At 53.5% G+C, this 16,793-nt stretch carries 15 protein-coding genes; 13 read left to right on the forward strand and 2 right to left on the reverse strand.

Annotated elements, in window-relative coordinates; genetic code table 11:
* Both ACYVG7_RS19155 and ACYVG7_RS19160 read right to left on the reverse strand, forming a co-directional pair.
* On the reverse strand, positions 1-1,752 hold the full coding sequence (locus ACYVG7_RS19155; RefSeq protein ID WP_460884700.1) for a DUF2138 family protein: 1,752 nt from the start codon (positions 1,750-1,752) through the stop codon (positions 1-3).
* 305 nt (positions 1,753-2,057) lie between these two features.
* Positions 2,058-4,559, reverse strand: coding sequence for a penicillin-binding protein 1A (locus ACYVG7_RS19160; protein WP_460884701.1), 2,502 nt, complete (start codon positions 4,557-4,559; stop codon positions 2,058-2,060).
* 170 nt (positions 4,560-4,729) lie between these two features.
* On the opposite strand from ACYVG7_RS19160, the gene pilM reads away from it, so the two are divergent.
* The 13 genes from pilM (at position 4,730) to ACYVG7_RS19225 (ending at position 16,791) form a co-directional block, all read left to right on the forward strand.
* Positions 4,730-5,797, forward strand: a complete 1,068-nt coding sequence (gene pilM, locus ACYVG7_RS19165; RefSeq protein ID WP_460884702.1) for a type IV pilus assembly protein PilM — start codon at positions 4,730-4,732, stop codon at positions 5,795-5,797.
* The gene (locus ACYVG7_RS19170; protein WP_460884703.1) at positions 5,785-6,363 is read left to right on the forward strand and encodes a PilN domain-containing protein; all 579 of its coding nucleotides are present in this window, start codon (positions 5,785-5,787) and stop codon (positions 6,361-6,363) included. Before pilM ends, ACYVG7_RS19170 begins: the two co-directional genes overlap by 13 nt.
* A complete protein-coding gene (locus tag ACYVG7_RS19175; protein ID WP_460884704.1) occupies positions 6,363-6,980 on the forward strand; it encodes a type IV pilus inner membrane component PilO in 618 nt (205 codons plus the stop codon). The genes ACYVG7_RS19170 and ACYVG7_RS19175 overlap by 1 nt, the downstream gene beginning before the upstream one ends.
* On the forward strand, positions 6,980-7,498 hold the full coding sequence (locus tag ACYVG7_RS19180; protein ID WP_460884705.1) for a pilus assembly protein PilP: 519 nt from the start codon (positions 6,980-6,982) through the stop codon (positions 7,496-7,498). The genes ACYVG7_RS19175 and ACYVG7_RS19180 overlap by 1 nt, the downstream gene beginning before the upstream one ends.
* Positions 7,499-7,520: 22 nt before the next feature.
* Positions 7,521-9,650 carry a type IV pilus secretin PilQ gene (locus ACYVG7_RS19185; protein ID WP_460884706.1) on the forward strand — a complete coding sequence of 710 codons (2,130 nt, stop codon included), beginning with the start codon at positions 7,521-7,523 and terminating at the stop codon, positions 9,648-9,650.
* 255 nt (positions 9,651-9,905) lie between these two features.
* On the forward strand, positions 9,906-10,424 hold the full coding sequence (gene aroK / locus ACYVG7_RS19190) for a shikimate kinase AroK (protein ID WP_460884707.1): 519 nt from the start codon (positions 9,906-9,908) through the stop codon (positions 10,422-10,424).
* Between the two features lie 23 nt (positions 10,425-10,447).
* A complete protein-coding gene (gene aroB, locus ACYVG7_RS19195; protein ID WP_460884708.1) occupies positions 10,448-11,530 on the forward strand; it encodes a 3-dehydroquinate synthase in 1,083 nt (360 codons plus the stop codon).
* Positions 11,527-13,092 carry an AAA family ATPase gene (locus ACYVG7_RS19200; RefSeq protein WP_460884709.1) on the forward strand — a complete coding sequence of 522 codons (1,566 nt, stop codon included), beginning with the start codon at positions 11,527-11,529 and terminating at the stop codon, positions 13,090-13,092. The genes aroB and ACYVG7_RS19200 overlap by 4 nt, the downstream gene beginning before the upstream one ends.
* Positions 13,093-13,178: 86 nt before the next feature.
* Complete coding sequence (locus ACYVG7_RS19205) at positions 13,179-14,015, forward strand: Dam family site-specific DNA-(adenine-N6)-methyltransferase (protein WP_460884710.1); 837 nt, start codon at positions 13,179-13,181, stop codon at positions 14,013-14,015.
* A gap of 79 nt (positions 14,016-14,094) precedes the next feature.
* Positions 14,095-14,769, forward strand: coding sequence for a ribulose-phosphate 3-epimerase (rpe, locus tag ACYVG7_RS19210; RefSeq protein WP_460884711.1), 675 nt, complete (start codon positions 14,095-14,097; stop codon positions 14,767-14,769).
* Positions 14,744-15,460 (forward strand): phosphoglycolate phosphatase, encoded by a 717-nt coding sequence (locus ACYVG7_RS19215; protein ID WP_460884712.1) that lies wholly within the window; start codon positions 14,744-14,746, stop codon positions 15,458-15,460. Before rpe ends, ACYVG7_RS19215 begins: the two co-directional genes overlap by 26 nt.
* A gap of 18 nt (positions 15,461-15,478) precedes the next feature.
* Positions 15,479-16,483, forward strand: coding sequence for a tryptophan--tRNA ligase (trpS, locus tag ACYVG7_RS19220; RefSeq protein ID WP_460884713.1), 1,005 nt, complete (start codon positions 15,479-15,481; stop codon positions 16,481-16,483).
* Between the two features lie 92 nt (positions 16,484-16,575).
* On the forward strand, positions 16,576-16,791 hold the full coding sequence (locus ACYVG7_RS19225; RefSeq protein ID WP_460884714.1) for a hypothetical protein: 216 nt from the start codon (positions 16,576-16,578) through the stop codon (positions 16,789-16,791).
* Positions 16,792-16,793 lie beyond the last annotated feature (2 nt).

Below are 16,793 nucleotides of genomic sequence, written 5' to 3' on the forward strand. Positions count from 1 at the left end.
TCATGGCGTGTCGAACTGCCAATCCAGCGGCTGCCACTGACGGCCGGTTTTCAGGCTCAGCAAGGAATCGGGACGCCGGATGGTCAGCGGCGGATACCCCGCCAGAGTTTTCAGTCGAGGTGCCAGATAGTGCTTGGCGGCGTTACGGAACAAGGGCTCCAGCTGCCCTGGCAGACTGGCGTACATCTCGCGCTCCAGCAGGCCGGCCAGCGCCGCAGGCGTGATGCGCGCCACGACCAGATTGGCATCCTTCATGCCATCGGCTAAAGCAGGATATTGTTTCTGCCGTACGGCCACGGCCTGCTCGACCAGGGAGCCATCCGGGGAAAAGAACAGATACTCGTCAGCAACCGCCAGCTTCACCGGGAAATAACGCGCGGCCGAGAGCTCATCCTTAAACGGCTCTTTGGCGGCCAACTGGCTGCCATAACGGGCGCTGACGACCCGGCTCCAGTAGTGAGCCTGCTCGGTATCCTCTTCCTCCACCGGGAAGCGCTCGCCGCGCACGTACTCATAAGCCCCTATGACCCGGTTAAACAGCGCCCCTAATGGCGCCGCGAATTTGTCGGCACTGGCTGCATCGCTGAATCGGGCGATAAAGAGTGGGGTACTGAGCCGGGACTTGTCATACCAGCACACGGCAACCGGTGCCTGTAACCGGGTGAATGCAGCGGACAGTGCCCCATCCTCCGGGTTGAGCTGTTGTGCCAATTTTCCGGCTGCGGACCAATCCAGCGGCAGGCTCTGACAGAGAGCCGGTGCCGTGGGCGCGGCTTGCCAGAGTAGCTGGTTATCCCAGCCCCAGGGCTGCAAACTCTCATCGGCCAGCAGCTGGCTGTTCCAGTGTTGACCATCGAAGTCAAATCGCAGGGCTTGCAGGGAGGGGAAGAAGCGCTGATAGCCGAAGGAGAGAAAATGGGTACTCAGGATCAGACTGTGGCCCTTGGTCGGCTCGGGCAGCAGCAACTCCTGACGCGCCGCCGAGGGTTGTTGCTGGCTTGTGCTCAGGGCTGAAGCCAGAAACGCCAGTTGGGAGTCCAGTAACTTGGGCTCTTGATATTCAGTGGGCTCATTCTCAGCCGTCGCGGCGTCGGAGGTCGCCGGTTTGTCGTAGCCCAGCAGCATACCGGCATCCGAGAGGATCACCAGACGCGAGCCGTGAGATGCCAGCACCAGATGACGTTGATAGCCGTAGGCCAACTGCAATAGCGGCTCGGTTTCACCATCCACCTGCAGTTCGCCGATTTGGCTCAGCTGGGAGTCGTGCAGGGCGATCTTGGCTAATCCCTGGAGCGCGCGGGTGACCAGGTTTTGTTCCAGGGACAACATCCAGTGATTGAGTTTGCCGTCGGACCCACGCCACAGCGCCAGCTCGGCGGGGGAATCGAGAACTTGCTGGATCAGGGTGTCGCTGAGGCGCAAATCATGCTCATAGGCGAGGCGACGCAGGGTGCCCATCAGGGAGAGTCGACCCTCCTGCTCCTCATAGTAAAAGGCGAACTCTTCGGTGAGCGTGGCTTTGAGCAAGGGGATCTTTAGCAGGTCCTGGGGCAGCCGGGATAACTGTTCACTGAGGATCAGGGCATCGGGGTGACGAAAATCGATAGGGACTAACGTATTGGCGAATGTCGGTGACGATTGACTGCCGAGGGTGCTGGCCTGATAGCGCAGCGCCACTACGCCAGCCACACCCAGAAGCGAGATACCGAGCAAGCCCGCACAGAGCCATTTCATCGATTTCGATAACGTCATGATAGGAAGTTTCACTGCAACAAGAAGAAGCGATGGGCATCGTGACCAAGCCTGATGCCGGGCAAAGGTCATCGAAACTGGCGCAGATAAATATGGCTCATATGGTGCCCTAATGCGGTGCATCAGGCAAGCTGGCGATGGGAACTTTGGCTATAGGAACACTGGTAATGGGGACTTCAGGCGAATAAAAAGCTCGGACCAAGCTTGGTTGAGAGACGGAATGGGCATTGATGGTATCAGGTCCCGTCTCTTCTGACATGGAAGATCCGGGACCTGATGTTAGCGGCGAATAGAGCGTGAAGCGTTTAGAAAATATCTTCGGTACTGGTGCCTGGTGTTGCTGATTCGCCTTCACCAAACAGGGTGGCATTCCCCGGGTCGGATTGGGTCGGCTCCTGACCGCGCTGGAAGAACTCGCTACGACTTGAGCCATCTTCCCGGGAGCTGATCAGGCCGGAGATGTTGTCGATCCGCACCGTGGTCACATCCGCTGGCTGGGGGATCGGTGATTCGGGCATACCGGCAAGAGCCACCTTCATGAAATCAATCCAGATCGGTTGTGCAGCGCTGGCGCCATATTCATTACCGGCAATGGAGCGGCCCAGCTTGCGGCGGTGGTCATCAAAGCCCACCCAGGCTGTTGCTACTAACTGGCTGTTGAAACCTGAAAACCAGGCATCCTTCGCTTCGTTGGTAGTCCCGGTTTTCCCGGCAATGTCATGGCGACCCAGCGCCTTCGCGGCGCGCCAACCGGTTCCCATCCACCCGGCATTCATACCGCGATCCTTGCCACCGAAGATAGCGCTATGCAGGGCTTCGGAGACCAAAAAGGCGTTGGCATGGCTGATGATCTGCGGAGCGACTTGAGCCCCCGGGATCGCATTCTCGGTGGGGACGCTGGCCGTGGTTTCGGCACCACTGCTGGTGTTATGGGCTGCCAGTGGCCCCTGGTTATCACAATCACTGCAGGCTTTAGCCGGAGTCGCTTCGAATAACGGGTGCCCTTGAGCATCCTCGATGCGCGAGATAAAGAACGGTGTCACTTTGAAACCGCCATTGGCGATCGCGGCATAGCCGGTGACCATTTCCAGCGGTGACACTTCGATGGCACCCAGTGCCAGCGCCTCGTTGCGTTGTTCCGGTTTGACGTCGAAACCGAACAGGCGCAAATGCTCCATCAACTTGCCGATGCCGATACTGCGCAGCAGGCGCACAGACACCACGTTCTTGGAGCGAGCCAAGGCTTCTCGCAGGGTAATGGGGCCATCGTAAACCGGCGGTGAGTTTTTCGGGCTCCAGACTGAGCCACTGCCGGTATCCCACTGATTGATCGGCGCATCATTGACCAAAGAGGCGAGGGTAAAGCCGCTATTGAAGGCTGCTGAATAGATAAAGGGTTTGATATTCGAGCCGGCTTGCCGTTTGGCCTGATCGACCCGGTTAAACTTGCTCAGCTCAAAACTGAAACCGCCGACCAGAGCTTCGATGGCGCCGTTTTGTGGATTCAGGGCGACAAAGGCCGCATTCACATCCGGGATTTGCACCAGGCGCAGCTGGGTATCGTCTACCGGCCAGACCCAGATTTGATCACCGACATGCAAAATGTCGGCGGCGCGACGCGGTGCCGCACCCTGACGCTCATCGGAGATAAAGCTACGGGCCCACTTCATGCCATCCCAATTGATCGTGCCTTCAAGCCCGCCCTTGATCACCACATCGGCTTGCTTGTCCCGGATCCGCGTCACCACGGCGGGCTCAAAGGGATCGCTGCTGGGGACGTCGGTCAGATATTCATAAATCTTGTCACTACTCCAGGCGGGCTCCTGGGCTTGCCACAGGCGCTTATCTGCCCCGCGGTAGCCATGGCGGATATCGTAGTCGAGCAACCCCTGGAATACGGCATCATCCGCTGCCTTCTGGCGCTTGGCCGAGACAGTGGTATAGACGTTGAAGCCTTTGGTGTAGGCATCGTCCCCGTATTTGTCGACCATGTACTTGCGTGCCATTTCACCGATATAGGCTGCATTGAGCATGATATCGGCGCCATGATAGCGGGTGGCTATGGGTTCGCTCTTGGCTGCTTCGTATTGCTCCTGGGTGATTTTACCCAGCTCCAGCATCCGCATTAGCACCACATTGCGCCGCGCCTGGGCGCGCTGTGGGGAGCGGATCGGATTCAGCAACGAGGGGGCTTTGGGCAGACCGGCGATCACCGCCATTTCGCCGAGGGTTAATTGATCCACCCGTTTGCCATAATAAACTTGGGCCGCGGCCCCGACCCCGAAGGCGCGATAGCCCAGCATGATTTTATTGAGATACAGCTCCAGTATCTCGTCCTTACTCAGCTCTTTCTCGATATGCCAGGCCAGGAATACCTCTTTGAGCTTGCGTAATAAAGTCTTTTCTCGGCTCAAAAAGAAGTTACGGGCGACCTGCTGGGTGATGGTGCTGGCGCCTTGGCGCATCTGTCCGGTCGTTAACCAGACGAAGCCTGCGCGCATGATCCCGATCGGGTCAATCCCGGGGTGCTCATAGAACCGGGAGTCTTCGATGGCCAGAAATGCATCCACCAATGGTTGGGGTATTTCGCTGATCTTGAGCGGAATTCTACGCATTTCGCCGTATTCTGCGATCAATGCATCATCTGCACTGTAAATCCGCATTGGCGTTTCAAGTGAGGCTTCGCGTAGACTTGTTACATCAGGCAGGCTGCTCTCTAGTGTGAAGTAAAAAGCCGAAATACCTGCTATACCAACGACTGCGAAAAACAGGCCGAGCCAAAACAGGCGTTTAAGCCATTTGAGCATGTTGATTCATCCATTTGAGAGAAGCGCGTGAACTGCGCTGCAGTATATTTGTTAACTAGTTCAAATTCGAGCGTTTTGGTTGCTACACTCCTATAGTGTTGAGCCTTGGCTCTGTATAGGATTGACGCACAAAATATTATTCTATTGCCCCTAACCGCACGGATGCATTTATGTTTGGTTTAACAAATCAAGGTAGTCTGTTTCCCATGATTGGGATTGACTTTGGTAGCCAGACCATCAAAGCCGTGGTGATCTCTGGCAAACCAGGCCGTTTCCAAATCGATGCTTGCATTGAGGTCCTGACCCCCAAGGGCAGTCTGGTCGATTACCAGATGCAGGACGTCGAAAAAATTTCCCAATCGGTAAAACAGCTGGTCAAGTTGTTGCCCAATCGTTTTCGATTCGCGGCGACTGCAGTTTCTGGTTCGAATGTGATTACCAAGGTGACTCAGGTTGATAACAAGATGACCGAGTCAGAACTTGAGAGTCATATCGAAATGGAGGCCGAGCAGCTGATCCCGTTTCCCCTGGATGAAATTAGTCTGGATTTTGAGGTGTTGGGCCCGAATCTGAGCGACCCTACCCGAAACGATGTTCTGGTCAGTGCGGCTCGTACCGATAGTATTACCAGTCGAGTGACAACCCTGCAGGATTCCGGTTTGCAGGTCAAAGTTGTGGACGTCGGTTTGCATGCTTTAGGGCGTTCCATCGTTGCATTGCTACCGGAGCTGATCGGTGACAAGGCTCAGGCAGTGTGTGCCTTGGTCGATATTGGAGCCGTTTCTTTGACGTTCGGCGTCATGGTCAATGGGGAAATTATCTACTCGCGTCTGCAGAGCTTTGGTGGTGACAACTTCACTCAATCCATCGCCTCCTTTTATAATCTTCCTCAAGATGAGGCGGAACGCACCAAGGTGCAGAGTCGTCTCCCAGCTGATGCCGATATGGATGTGCTGGCACCCTATATTACCCTGCTGGTACAGCAAGTCCGACGCAACATCCAACTGTTTTGCAGCTCATCTGGTCATCGGGAAGTCGATATGTTGATTCTTTCTGGCGGCGGCAGTCTGATCCCTGGTTTGGTCGAGCAGCTGGCAATGGAATTACAGATTGAAGTGAAACACCCGGATCCCTTCAGTGTCAGTCCCAAGCATCGGAGTGAATTTGTCAAACATGGTGCCAAATACATGACAGCACTCGGGTTGGCATTGCGGAGCTTTGTACCATGTCAAATATAAATTTATTGCCTTGGCGAGAGGCTTCCAAACAGCGTCAGAAGCGTATTTTTCTTTCCATTTTGGGTGTGGCTGCTGTTGTTTCGATCAGTCTGGTTCTGTTAGTTGATTTTGTATTTCAACAAGCTTTGCAAAATCAGGAGCAGCGGAATCAGTATCTGCAGAGTGAAATCACCCTGTTGGATGCGCGAATTGGTGAAATTAATAAACTGAAAAAGCGTCGTAGCGATCTGATCGAGCGGATGCGGTTAATTGATCAACTGCAGCAAAGCCGTAATCAAGCCGTGCATCTGTATAACGATTTGCCTTCTCTGGTAACCAATGGTGTCTACCTGGATTCGCTGGCGTTGCAGAATGGACAGGTTGATGTTGTCGGTAAAACCGAGGCACATAGCCGAGTCGCTAACATGATGCGCATGATTGACAAGAGTGGCTGGCTTGGCCAGACCAGTATTAGCTCGATTTTCGTCTCCAGTGACAAGACCCTGGCGTTAAGCGAGTTCTCCATGATGTTTAAAGTCCTGAATCAGGACCTATTGACCAAACCCAATCCGCAGGAGAAGAAATAATGAACCTGCAAGAGTTGAATGAATTAGATTTTCAGAATGTCGGGGTTTGGCCAAAGCCGGTTAAGATTGCGCTTGTTATTATACTGTTCGTGTTGATTGGTGTTGGTGGTTATGTCTATGTCATCGCCGACTCCATTACGGCACTCGACAGTAGCCGTAGCAAAGAAACGGAACTGAAGGCTCAATTCGAGATCAAAGCTGGATTTGCCAGTAACCTTGAAGCCTATAAACAGCAAATGATTGAGTTGGAAGCCTTGCTTCAGGCGCAGTTACGCCAGTTGCCGAATAAAAACGAAGTGGCCGGCTTGTTGGACGATATCAGCTTCATTGCCATGGATAATGGGTTGAAACTGCTGCGGATCAACTGGGAACCCGAAATTCAGCATGAGTTTTCTACCGAATTGCCGATGCGCATTGAATTATCCGGCTCGTACAATCAGCTAGGTAAATTTACATCGGATGTTGCCGCATTACCGCGCATTGTTATCCTGGATAGCTTCACCACGGTACGGGAGAAAGAAGGTCATGGCCTCTTGATGAGTATGTTAGCCAAGACCTATCGCTATAACGAGAAACCGATCAAGAAAGCCGGGACTGAAAATGGGGGGAGTAAATAATGAATCGCTTATTTCTCTCCAGTCTAATGCTCCTGTTATTAGCGGCCTGTACCGGTAGCGATGAACTTCATGATTACGTGACCCAAGTCAAGAGTCGTCCTGCGCTGCCGATTGAACCATTACCGGTTGTCGAGAATTTTGAGGCGATGAAGTTTTCGCCGGAAACAGATAGAACTCCATTCGCGGAGCCACAACCTGAACTGGCAATGCCAACCCAGGAGGCTAAGAAAGATTGCCTGCAACCCGATGGTAATCGGGTGAAAGAGCCTCTGGAGCAATTTTCTCTGGATAATCTGTCGATGCGGGGGACTATGGGTATCAATGGTCAGTTGTGGGCCCTGATTAATTCGCAGGAAGGCGAGGTTTATCGTGTCGCACAGGGACAATACATGGGCTTGAACCATGGTTTGATCACATCGATTAAGCCTGATGCCGTAGAGCTTCAGGAATTTGTTCCCGATGGCAAGGGTTGTTGGGTCAAGAGAACAACCAAGCTGAATATTTTAGTGGCGGAATAAGTCGCGCAGGCAGGAAAGGATTATGAATCAACAAAAATCAAGGATCGGACAATTTGTCATGCTGGCTGTTTTAGCCAGCGTCTGGTTGCCTGCTGAAGCTGCTTCCCGGCTTGAGCAAATAAAGGTCAATCCTCTGATGGCGGGTCAGTTACAACTCGAACTGAACTTTGACCAACCTGTCTCCTCTTTTGTCGACCGGTTAAAATATCAACCGAATCAACTGGTGTTACAGGTTGCTGATTCCAGCTCTGCTTTGGTGATGAATCAGATACCCGTTGAACGTAAGGGTGTGCAAAAAATCGATGTCGTACCGAATGGTACCGGGCTGGATGTTCTGGTCGATTTGAAACAACTCATGCCTTATCAAATCAACCAGAGTGGAAATTCGTTGCTGGTGACTTTGGGGCAGGCGGAGCCAGCAGCTCCCGCAACCCAAGCGGCAGCAACCGCAGCTGTAGCCAGTACTGTTCCGGTGGCGACACCAGCAACAGACACAGCTTCGGCATCGGCTAAGAGTTCTCCCATCAGTGCCTCGACGATTAACCGGATCAAGAGCATTGATTTCCGCCGCGGTAAGGATGGGCAAGGGCAATTATTGGTTGGGCTGGATAACTCCTCGGCCGCGGTGGATATTACCAACCGAGGCAGTCATGTGATTGCTAAATTCCATGCGACTGCTGTCGCAGATGAATTGATTGCACTGATGGATGTGACCGATTTTGCCACTCCGGTTGGTAAGATTGATGTATCCAAGCAAGGCAATGATATCGTTTTGGACTTATCGATTAGCGGCGGTTTTGATTACCGATATGATCAGTCTCAGAATCTGTTTGTTGTCGAGGTGGCTGCTAAAAAAGTAGCTACTACCGCGAAAAAAGACGCCGGTAAAGTCAAGTATCAGGGTAAGCCGATCTCCTTGAATTTCCAGGATGTTCCTATCCGGACCGTTTTACAGCTGATTGCTGATTTTAATAACTTCAACCTGGTGACCACGGATTCAGTGGCGGGGAATATAACCCTGCGTCTGGATGGCGTGCCTTGGGAACAGGCGCTGGACACAGTTCTGAAGGTGAAGGGGCTGGATAAGCGACTGGATGGTAATATTTTGTTGGTCGCTCCGGCTAAAGAAATTGCCGAGCGTGAGAAACAAACGCTGGAGAGTAAAAATCAGGTGGCCGAGTTGGCACCTCTGGTGACTGAATATATTCAAATCAATTACGCCAAGGCGGGTGAGATTGCCGGTTTGTTGTCGACGGATAAAACCCGTCTGCTCTCTTCGCGTGGTGCCGTCAGTGTCGATGATCGCACCAATACTCTGCTGGTGAAGGATACACCTGAGGTCATCGATCATATCAAGCGCATGCTGCAAGTGCTGGATATACCTGTTAAGCAAGTGATTATTGAGGCTCGGATGGTGACCATTGATGATGGTGTGGATGAGCAGCTTGGCGTGCGCTGGGGTGTCACCAAGGCCGAAGAGAATGGTTCGATTTCGGGCACCATAGAAGGCAACGATTCAGTGGCTGGTGGTACTGTCCCAACGGGTGATGATGTCAGTGATCGCCTCAATGTGAACCTACCGGTTGCGAGTGCTGCGGGTAGTATCGCCTTCCAGGTTGCCAAGTTGGCCGATGGTACCTTGCTCGATTTGGAATTGAGTGCACTGGAGACAGAAAACAAGGCCGAGATTATTGCCAGTCCGCGGGTCACCACGGCAAACCAAAAAGAGGCGATCATCGAGCAAGGGACCGAATTCCCGAGCAACACTTCCAGCTCCAGTGGTGCCACTACGGTTGAATGGAAGAAGGCGGTTTTGAGTCTCAAGGTAACCCCGCATATCACTCCGGATAATCGAGTCATTCTCGATCTGACGGTAACCCAGGATACCTTGGGTCAGGAAGTGAAGACGGGAACGGGAACAGGGACCGCCATCAATACGCAACAGATTAGTACTCAAGTGTTGGTCGATAATGGTGAGACGTTGGTCCTTGGTGGTATCTATCAACAGACCATGAAAAAAGATGTCACCAAGGTTCCAGTGTTAGGTGATATTCCTGGTGTTGGATACCTATTCCGCAGTACCAGTGAGAAAAACAGCAAGCGAGAGTTGCTGATCTTTGTAACACCGAAGATCGTGGTCGAGTCCATCTAATCACGAGCCTTACCCCAATAAAAACCCGGCGTAGAGCCGGGTTTTTTTATTCCAGAGACTATTCTGGAGTCATGTTTGCAACATGACTCCAATCGGCGACGGAAGTGGGCAAATTTGCCCTGTTCTGGGATGTGCGGTTGCCATCATCTGGAGGCTGCTGCATAATTCCCCGTCCAGTTTCGAACGTTAGGGATTTTTTGTCCTGGGTTCCCGCCACTATTGCGGGCAGGTTTGTTTTGACTATTGACGAATAAAATGGCTGAAAAACGCAATATTTTCCTTGTGGGCCCCATGGGGGCAGGTAAAAGCACTATTGGTAAACATCTGGCGGATCAATTGCATATGGAGTTTTATGACTCTGATGTGGAGATTGAGCGTCGTACCGGTGCTGACATAGCGTGGGTCTTCGATGTTGAAGGCGAAGAAGGATTCCGCAAGCGAGAAGAGCAGGTGATTGGTGATTTGACCGAGCTGCAGGGCATTGTCCTGGCGACCGGTGGTGGCGCAGTCAAGAGTGCGCAGACGCGGAATCGCCTCTCTGCCCGAGGCATTGTGGTTTACCTCGAGACACCGATTGAGAAACAGTTTGCTCGTACTCAGCGCGATAAACGTCGCCCCTTGTTGCAAACTGAAGAGGATCCTCGCGACGTACTGCTGCGCTTGGCTGATGAGCGTGAGCCGCTCTATCAGGAAGTCGCGGATTATGTGGTGCGGACTGATGAACAGAGCGCCAAGCTGGTAGCCAACCAGATTGCTCAGTTGCTGGGGCTATAATTTTTAGTTGAGGTAGGGGTGCCATGGAACGGTTGAATGTTGAACTTGCTGACAGAAGCTATCCCATTTCGATAGGTTCCGGTTTGCTGGCCCAGCGTGACTTGTTCACTCAGGCCATTCGTGGTCGTCGGGTGATGATAGTCACTAACGAAACGGTGGCACCTCTCTATCTACAGAGTCTGCAACAGACTCTGGATGGTTATCAACTCGATGCTTGTGTTTTGCCGGATGGCGAAGCGTACAAGACACTCGACAGCTTCGGCCAGATTATGACGGCTCTGCTCGAAGGTGGGCATGGGCGAGATACCACCATAGTGGCGTTGGGCGGCGGAGTCATTGGCGACCTGGCTGGGTTTGCCGCCGCTAGCTATCAACGCGGTGTGGCATTTATTCAAATCCCGACCACCTTGCTATCCCAAGTGGACTCCTCGGTGGGAGGTAAGACCGGTGTCAACCATCCGCTGGGCAAAAATATGATCGGTGCTTTTTATCAACCCAAAGCGGTGATTATTGATACTGATTGTCTGGCAACCTTGCCCCGGCGCGAACTGTCGGCCGGTCTGGCGGAAGTCATTAAGTACGGTATTATCTGGGATGCAGAGTTTTTTGCATGGCTGGAGCGCAACATTGCTGGCTTACTAGCACTGGATGCCTCGCTCCTGATCCAGGCGATTTTGCGTTGCTGCAGCATCAAGGCCGATGTCGTGTCGCAAGATGAAACAGAAACCGGGGTGCGAGCTTTACTCAATCTGGGTCATACCTTCGGTCACGCTATCGAGTCCGAACAGGGTTATGGTAACTGGTTGCACGGCGAAGCAGTGGCGGCTGGTACCATGCTGGCAGCCCGGACGGCGTTGCAACTCGGCCTACTGAATCAGGCTCAGGTGATGCGCATTCGTACCTTGTTGGCGGCGGCAGAGCTTCCTTTGTCCGCCCCTGCAGAAATGGATTTTCCGGTATTTATGCGCCATATGATGCGTGATAAAAAGGTTCTGGCAGGGAAGTTGCGATTGATCCTGCCGACCAATATCGGTCAGGCGGATCTGTTCTCTGATGTCTCGGAAACAGTCCTGCAAGCGGTCATTGAAACGGATAGCCGGATGTGACTCCGCAACAACTACCGTCTTTACCCAGCCAGATGCAACTTCGGCAGCGGTTGCATCATCTACTGGCGATCTCTTCTCCTTTCATTTTTTTATCCGGTGCAGTAGGCAGTGGGCGTACATTACTGTGTGAGCAACTGCTCTCGATGTTCGAGTCATCCTGGCGGGTTGCTTATCTGAGCTGTCATTCGGCACCGATCTTGAGCCGATTGCGTGAGTCGCTGATTTCGCAACTGGTGCCGATGTCGGTGTTCAATCCCGACGATCCCTGTGCCGACTCCTTATTGCGGCTGTTGGGCAGAGAACCGAGTGCTTTGCTTCTGGTGGTTGATGATGCCGATATGGCACCCGATGAGCTGATTTCCGAGCTTTGGGACCTGTATTCCATTAATGCAGCCTTGCCTCATCCACATAAAATCAGTGTGTTACTCTGTGGGCAAGCGGCTTGGTGTGAGCGGAGCGTGCGGCGACTGGATGCCCATGCGGGCCCAGCGCTGGAGCTTGATATCGAGCCCCTGCCAACCGATGAGCAAATGGCCTTGCTGGAGTATTGTCTACGTCGTGCGGGTTATTATGCCTTACTGCCCAATCCTGCCGCTTTGGCTGACAAGTTGCGGCTGTGTGCTGGAAATCCTGGTCAAATTGTTGCGCTCGCGGAGAGTATCATGAGCAAAAAAAGCATACTGAAAAGACCTGCCTTGCCAACCAATAAGGTACTGGCAACGCTGGGGATCGTAGCAGCTTTGGTGTTGCTGCTGAGCTGGGTTATTCCACCTTTGCTGAACGAGAGTCAGGATCCAGCCAATTCCGCTGGGGCTGAGACGAACAATCAGTCCCCTTCTGCCGCCGTCGCGACGACCGTGATCCCCGCGGCACAAAGCGTCCAGGTGACGGAAGATAAAACCGCCTTGCCGGGTGATGCGACCACGCAACTGGATCTGGATGAACAACTGCCAGCCGATAAACGGCGGGTGGTGATTGCGGATACCGTGGTCAAAGAGATTATGGCTAACCAGCAGGGAAATAAGCCGGTCTCCGCGGCGACAGCTACTACTTCGGCTGCTAGCACAACGGGAGCCACTTCCGGCGCCGTGACCTCGTTATCCCAGATGCAGCCGTTGGTAGCTGAGCTCACGGCCGGTCAATCGCAAGGGGTGAGTGGCGCCGTAGCCTCGCAGGCTTCGGCGAGCGCTCCTACCGAGACCAAGGCAGTAACGCCGACGGCGCAAAGCACTGCTGCGGTGAAAGCGCCAGCAGTCAGCAGCAAGGGGATGCTGGGGAGTAATAGTGAGCTGAAGCAAAAATCATTGCGCAGCTATACGGTGCAATTATCGGCGGGCACTGAAGTGACACCTCTGCTCACATATGCCAAAAAGCAGAAATTGACCGGTCGCTACTGGATTTATCAGACGGAATACCGTGGTAATCCCTGGTATGTGCTGATCCAGGGCGAGTATGCCTCGGCCAAGCAAGCCAAGGCGGCGATCAATGCCATGCCTGCAGCATTAAAGCAGAGTCAGCCTTGGCCAAAATCCTTTGGTCAGGTGCAAAAAGAGATGAAATAACCACAACCGTGGTATCAACTTCGTGAGGGGGCTACAATGCGCCCCCTTTTTGTGGCGAGTGGCCGCTTCAGCATGACAACGCATCGATGAAAAAAACGCGCGCATTTCTCAAGTGGGCTGGAGGCAAGTATGCTCTGGTCGAAGCGATCACGGCCCGACTGCCTCAAGGGCGAGTATTGGTCGAGCCTTTTGTCGGTGCAGGATCTGTCTTCCTTAATACCGATTACGAAGCTTATTTGCTGGCGGATATTAATCCGGACCTCATCGACTTCTATAATCTGCTTAAATTTCAGCCGGATGCCGTGATCCAGCAAGCCCGTCAGCTATTTAACGAAAGTAACAATCAGCGGGATGCTTATTTCGAATTACGACTGGCGTTTAATCAGTGCCGGGAGCCACAAGAACGAGCAGCACTGTTTTTGTATCTGAACCGTCATGGTTATAACGGTCTTTGCCGTTATAACAAAAAAGGCGGTTTTAATGTTCCTTTTGGTAAGTACAAGCGTCCCTACTTTCCGGAAGAGGAACTGTGGATTTTCGCCGAAAAGGCCCAACGCGCGACCTTTATTTGCGAATGCTACTCCAAAACTTTCGAGCGTCTGGAAAGCGATCATGTGGTGTATTGCGATCCGCCGTATGTGCCGCTGTCCAGCTCTGCCAACTTCACCACCTATGCGGCGAAGGGCTTCTCGCTGGATGATCAGGCTCTGCTGGCGCGATTGGCCCGGCATACGGTGCAGGAGCGTCAAGTCCCTGTGTTGATCAGCAACCATGCGACAGCGCTGACTTACGAGCTATACCGGGGCGCGGCGTTGGATGAAATTCAGGTCAAGCGCACTATCAGTCGAAGTGCTGGTAATAGGAACAAGGTTGGTGAACTGCTGGCGCTCTATCTGCCCGGAATGGATTTTGACAAGCCGTGACCCGTTTGTGGTCTAGAGTCGTCTCTCGGCTTGGAGTACTATTTGGCCGATTTATTTCTCAATGCGGATGATTGAACCGATGAACGATTTTTTGATTGCGCCCTCCATTCTGTCGGCCGATTTTGCACGTCTGGGTGAGGATGTGGCCAATGTCCTGGCGGCCGGTGCCGATGTGGTGCACTTCGATGTGATGGACAATCACTATGTGCCGAATCTGACCATAGGTCCCATGGTTTGTCAGGCGCTGCGCAATTACGGTATTCAGGCACCGATCGATGTGCATCTGATGGTGAAGCCAGTGGATCGCTTGATCCCGGATTTTGCCAAGGCAGGCGCTTCCCTGATTACCTTTCACCCCGAGACCTCCGAACACATCGACCGCAGTTTACAGTTGATCAAGGATCACGGCTGTCAGGCCGGTCTGGTATTCAATCCGGCGACACCGCTGCACTATCTGGACCATGTGCTGGATAAGCTGGACGTCATCCTGCTGATGTCGGTCAATCCAGGTTTCGGCGGGCAGAGCTTTATCCCGGGAACCCTGGATAAGCTGCGTCAGGTTCGTCGTCTGATTGACCAGAGTGGTCGGAATATCCGTCTGGAAATCGACGGTGGCGTCAAAGTGGATAATATCCGCGAGATTGCCGCGGCCGGTGCCGATATGTTTGTCGCAGGCTCTGCCATTTTCAGCCAGCCCGATTACAAGGCGGTGATCGATCAGATGCGACATGAACTGGCTCAAGCCCGTGGCTGAGCAAGGCCGCAAGAGTTCCACCATTGACCTACTGCTGTTTGATCTGGATGGTACTCTGATTGACAGTGTGCCCCAGTTGCATCTGGCGGTTGATGGCGCCTTGCAAGCCTGTGGTTTACCGGGGGCCACGCTCGAACAGGTAAAGCGGTGGATTGGCAACGGCGCCGATATGCTGCTGCGTCGGGCTATGACACATTCTTACGAGGTGCAGAACGATATCGATCTGGGACTGCTTGCCCGGGTGCGTGCCGAGTTTGATGTTCGCTATCTGGCTGGACTGGACCGGGACTTCACCCTATTTCCCGGGGTATCGTCGGTGCTACGCCAGTTACGTGCCGTCGGTTATCGTCTGGCTGTCGTGACCAACAAGCCCCATCCTTTCGTAGCGCCTTTGCTAGCGGAAGCGGGTTTGAGCTCACTGTTCGACTGCGTACTCGGCGGCGATCTGCTGCCGCAGCGCAAACCGGATCCAGCCCCGCTGCTGCATGTGTGTACGCAATTGCAGGTGTCACCGGCGCGCAGTCTGATGATCGGTGATTCCAGAAATGATGTTCTGGCGGCACGAGCGGCGGGGATCCCCGTCGTCGGCCTGACCTACGGTTATAACCATGGTGAACCCATAGCGGCCAGCGAGCCGGATTGGGTCATGGATCATTTTTGCCAGCTCGGCGACTTGTTGCTGGCGCATTGACAGGGAATTGAGAAACTCATGACGAAACCCATTGTGTTAAGCGGTGCCCAGCCTTCCGGGCAATTGACGATCGGTAATTACATGGGCGCACTGCGCCAGTGGGTGCGCATGCAGGACGATTATGACTGCCTGTATTGCATCGTGGATCTCCATGCCATCACGGTGCGCCAGGATCCCCAGGCGCTGCGCAAAGCCTGTCTGGATGCTGCAGCCTTGTATTTGGCTGTCGGTATCGATCCGGATAAAAGCACTGTCTTTTTACAATCCCATGTCCCGCAGCACGCAGAGTTGGGATGGGTGCTCAACTGCTATACCCAGATGGGTGAGCTGTCCCGCATGACCCAGTTCAAGGACAAGTCCCAACGGTACGAGAATAACGTCAACGTCGGTTTGTTTGGCTATCCGGTGCTGATGGCGGCCGATATCCTGCTCTATCAGGCCAATCAGGTCCCTGTCGGCCACGATCAGAAACAACATCTGGAACTGACCCGGGATGTCGCCTATCGTTTTAATACCTTGTATGGTGACATCTTCACCATGCCGGAGCCTTTCATTCCGGAACAGGGCGCTCGGGTGATGAGTCTGCAAGAGCCGACCAAGAAGATGTCGAAGTCCGATGACAATCAGAACAACATCATTGGCCTGCTGGAAGATCCCAAGTCGATCATCAAGAAAATCAAACGGGCGATGACCGATTCTGAAGAGCCGCCAGTGGTGCGCTATGACATTGCCGAGAAGCCCGGGGTGTCAAATCTGCTGACCTTGATGCATGGCGCGACGGGCCAATCGATTGTCGATCTGGAACAACATTTTACCGGCAAGATGTATGGTCACCTCAAAGGTGAAACGGCGGATGCCGTGGTGGCTCTGCTGGAGCCGGTGCAGCAACGCTTCCATGAGTTGCGTGCCGATGAGGCCCACCTGCTGGCGGTATTGAGCCATGGGGCTGATAAGGCTCGTGCCCGCGCCGAACGAACGCTGCAACAGGTGTACGCCGCGGTCGGGTTTGTGCCTAAAGTTTAACATTTATCCACCCCGCGCCCGGTTCCGCGGCGTGGGGTTTTGTTCCGCAGCCACGGGTGTGCGGTTTTTATTCCCCAACTATTGAAGAAGACATGTCCCAGACTGAACAGATCGAACCACTCGAATTGGAAAGTAAAGATTACTGGCTACGCCGTTTTCGCAAGGCTAAGTCCATGAAAACCTTGGAGCTGATGGTACCCAAGGCGGTGGATCAATATCACAAGCAGGCTCCGGTGCTAGCGGCTATCTACCTGGCCGAATGTCAGCGCGAACGGGAGCTGGAATATGGTGTGTTGCTGAACCGTTGAAC

This window comes from Pseudaeromonas pectinilytica, assembly GCF_054780855.1.

What these genes read in the sequence shown, in the direction of transcription:
- ACYVG7_RS19155 (WP_460884700.1), bottom strand. Translation starts at nt 1,752, where the DNA reads ATGACGTTATCGAAATCGATGAAATGGCTCTGTGCGGGCTTGCTCGGT.
- ACYVG7_RS19160 (WP_460884701.1), bottom strand. Translation starts at nt 4,559, where the DNA reads ATGCTCAAATGGCTTAAACGCCTGTTTTGGCTCGGCCTGTTTTTCGCA.
- pilM (WP_460884702.1), top strand. Translation starts at nt 4,730, where the DNA reads ATGTTTGGTTTAACAAATCAAGGTAGTCTGTTTCCCATGATTGGGATT.
- ACYVG7_RS19170 (WP_460884703.1), top strand. Translation starts at nt 5,785, where the DNA reads ATGTCAAATATAAATTTATTGCCTTGGCGAGAGGCTTCCAAACAGCGT.
- ACYVG7_RS19175 (WP_460884704.1), top strand. Translation starts at nt 6,363, where the DNA reads ATGAACCTGCAAGAGTTGAATGAATTAGATTTTCAGAATGTCGGGGTT.
- ACYVG7_RS19180 (WP_460884705.1), top strand. Translation starts at nt 6,980, where the DNA reads ATGAATCGCTTATTTCTCTCCAGTCTAATGCTCCTGTTATTAGCGGCC.
- ACYVG7_RS19185 (WP_460884706.1), top strand. Translation starts at nt 7,521, where the DNA reads ATGAATCAACAAAAATCAAGGATCGGACAATTTGTCATGCTGGCTGTT.
- aroK (WP_460884707.1), top strand. Translation starts at nt 9,906, where the DNA reads ATGGCTGAAAAACGCAATATTTTCCTTGTGGGCCCCATGGGGGCAGGT.
- aroB (WP_460884708.1), top strand. Translation starts at nt 10,448, where the DNA reads ATGGAACGGTTGAATGTTGAACTTGCTGACAGAAGCTATCCCATTTCG.
- ACYVG7_RS19205 (WP_460884710.1), top strand. Translation starts at nt 13,179, where the DNA reads ATGAAAAAAACGCGCGCATTTCTCAAGTGGGCTGGAGGCAAGTATGCT.
- rpe (WP_460884711.1), top strand. Translation starts at nt 14,095, where the DNA reads ATGAACGATTTTTTGATTGCGCCCTCCATTCTGTCGGCCGATTTTGCA.
- ACYVG7_RS19215 (WP_460884712.1), top strand. Translation starts at nt 14,744, where the DNA reads ATGAACTGGCTCAAGCCCGTGGCTGAGCAAGGCCGCAAGAGTTCCACC.
- trpS (WP_460884713.1), top strand. Translation starts at nt 15,479, where the DNA reads ATGACGAAACCCATTGTGTTAAGCGGTGCCCAGCCTTCCGGGCAATTG.
- ACYVG7_RS19225 (WP_460884714.1), top strand. Translation starts at nt 16,576, where the DNA reads ATGTCCCAGACTGAACAGATCGAACCACTCGAATTGGAAAGTAAAGAT.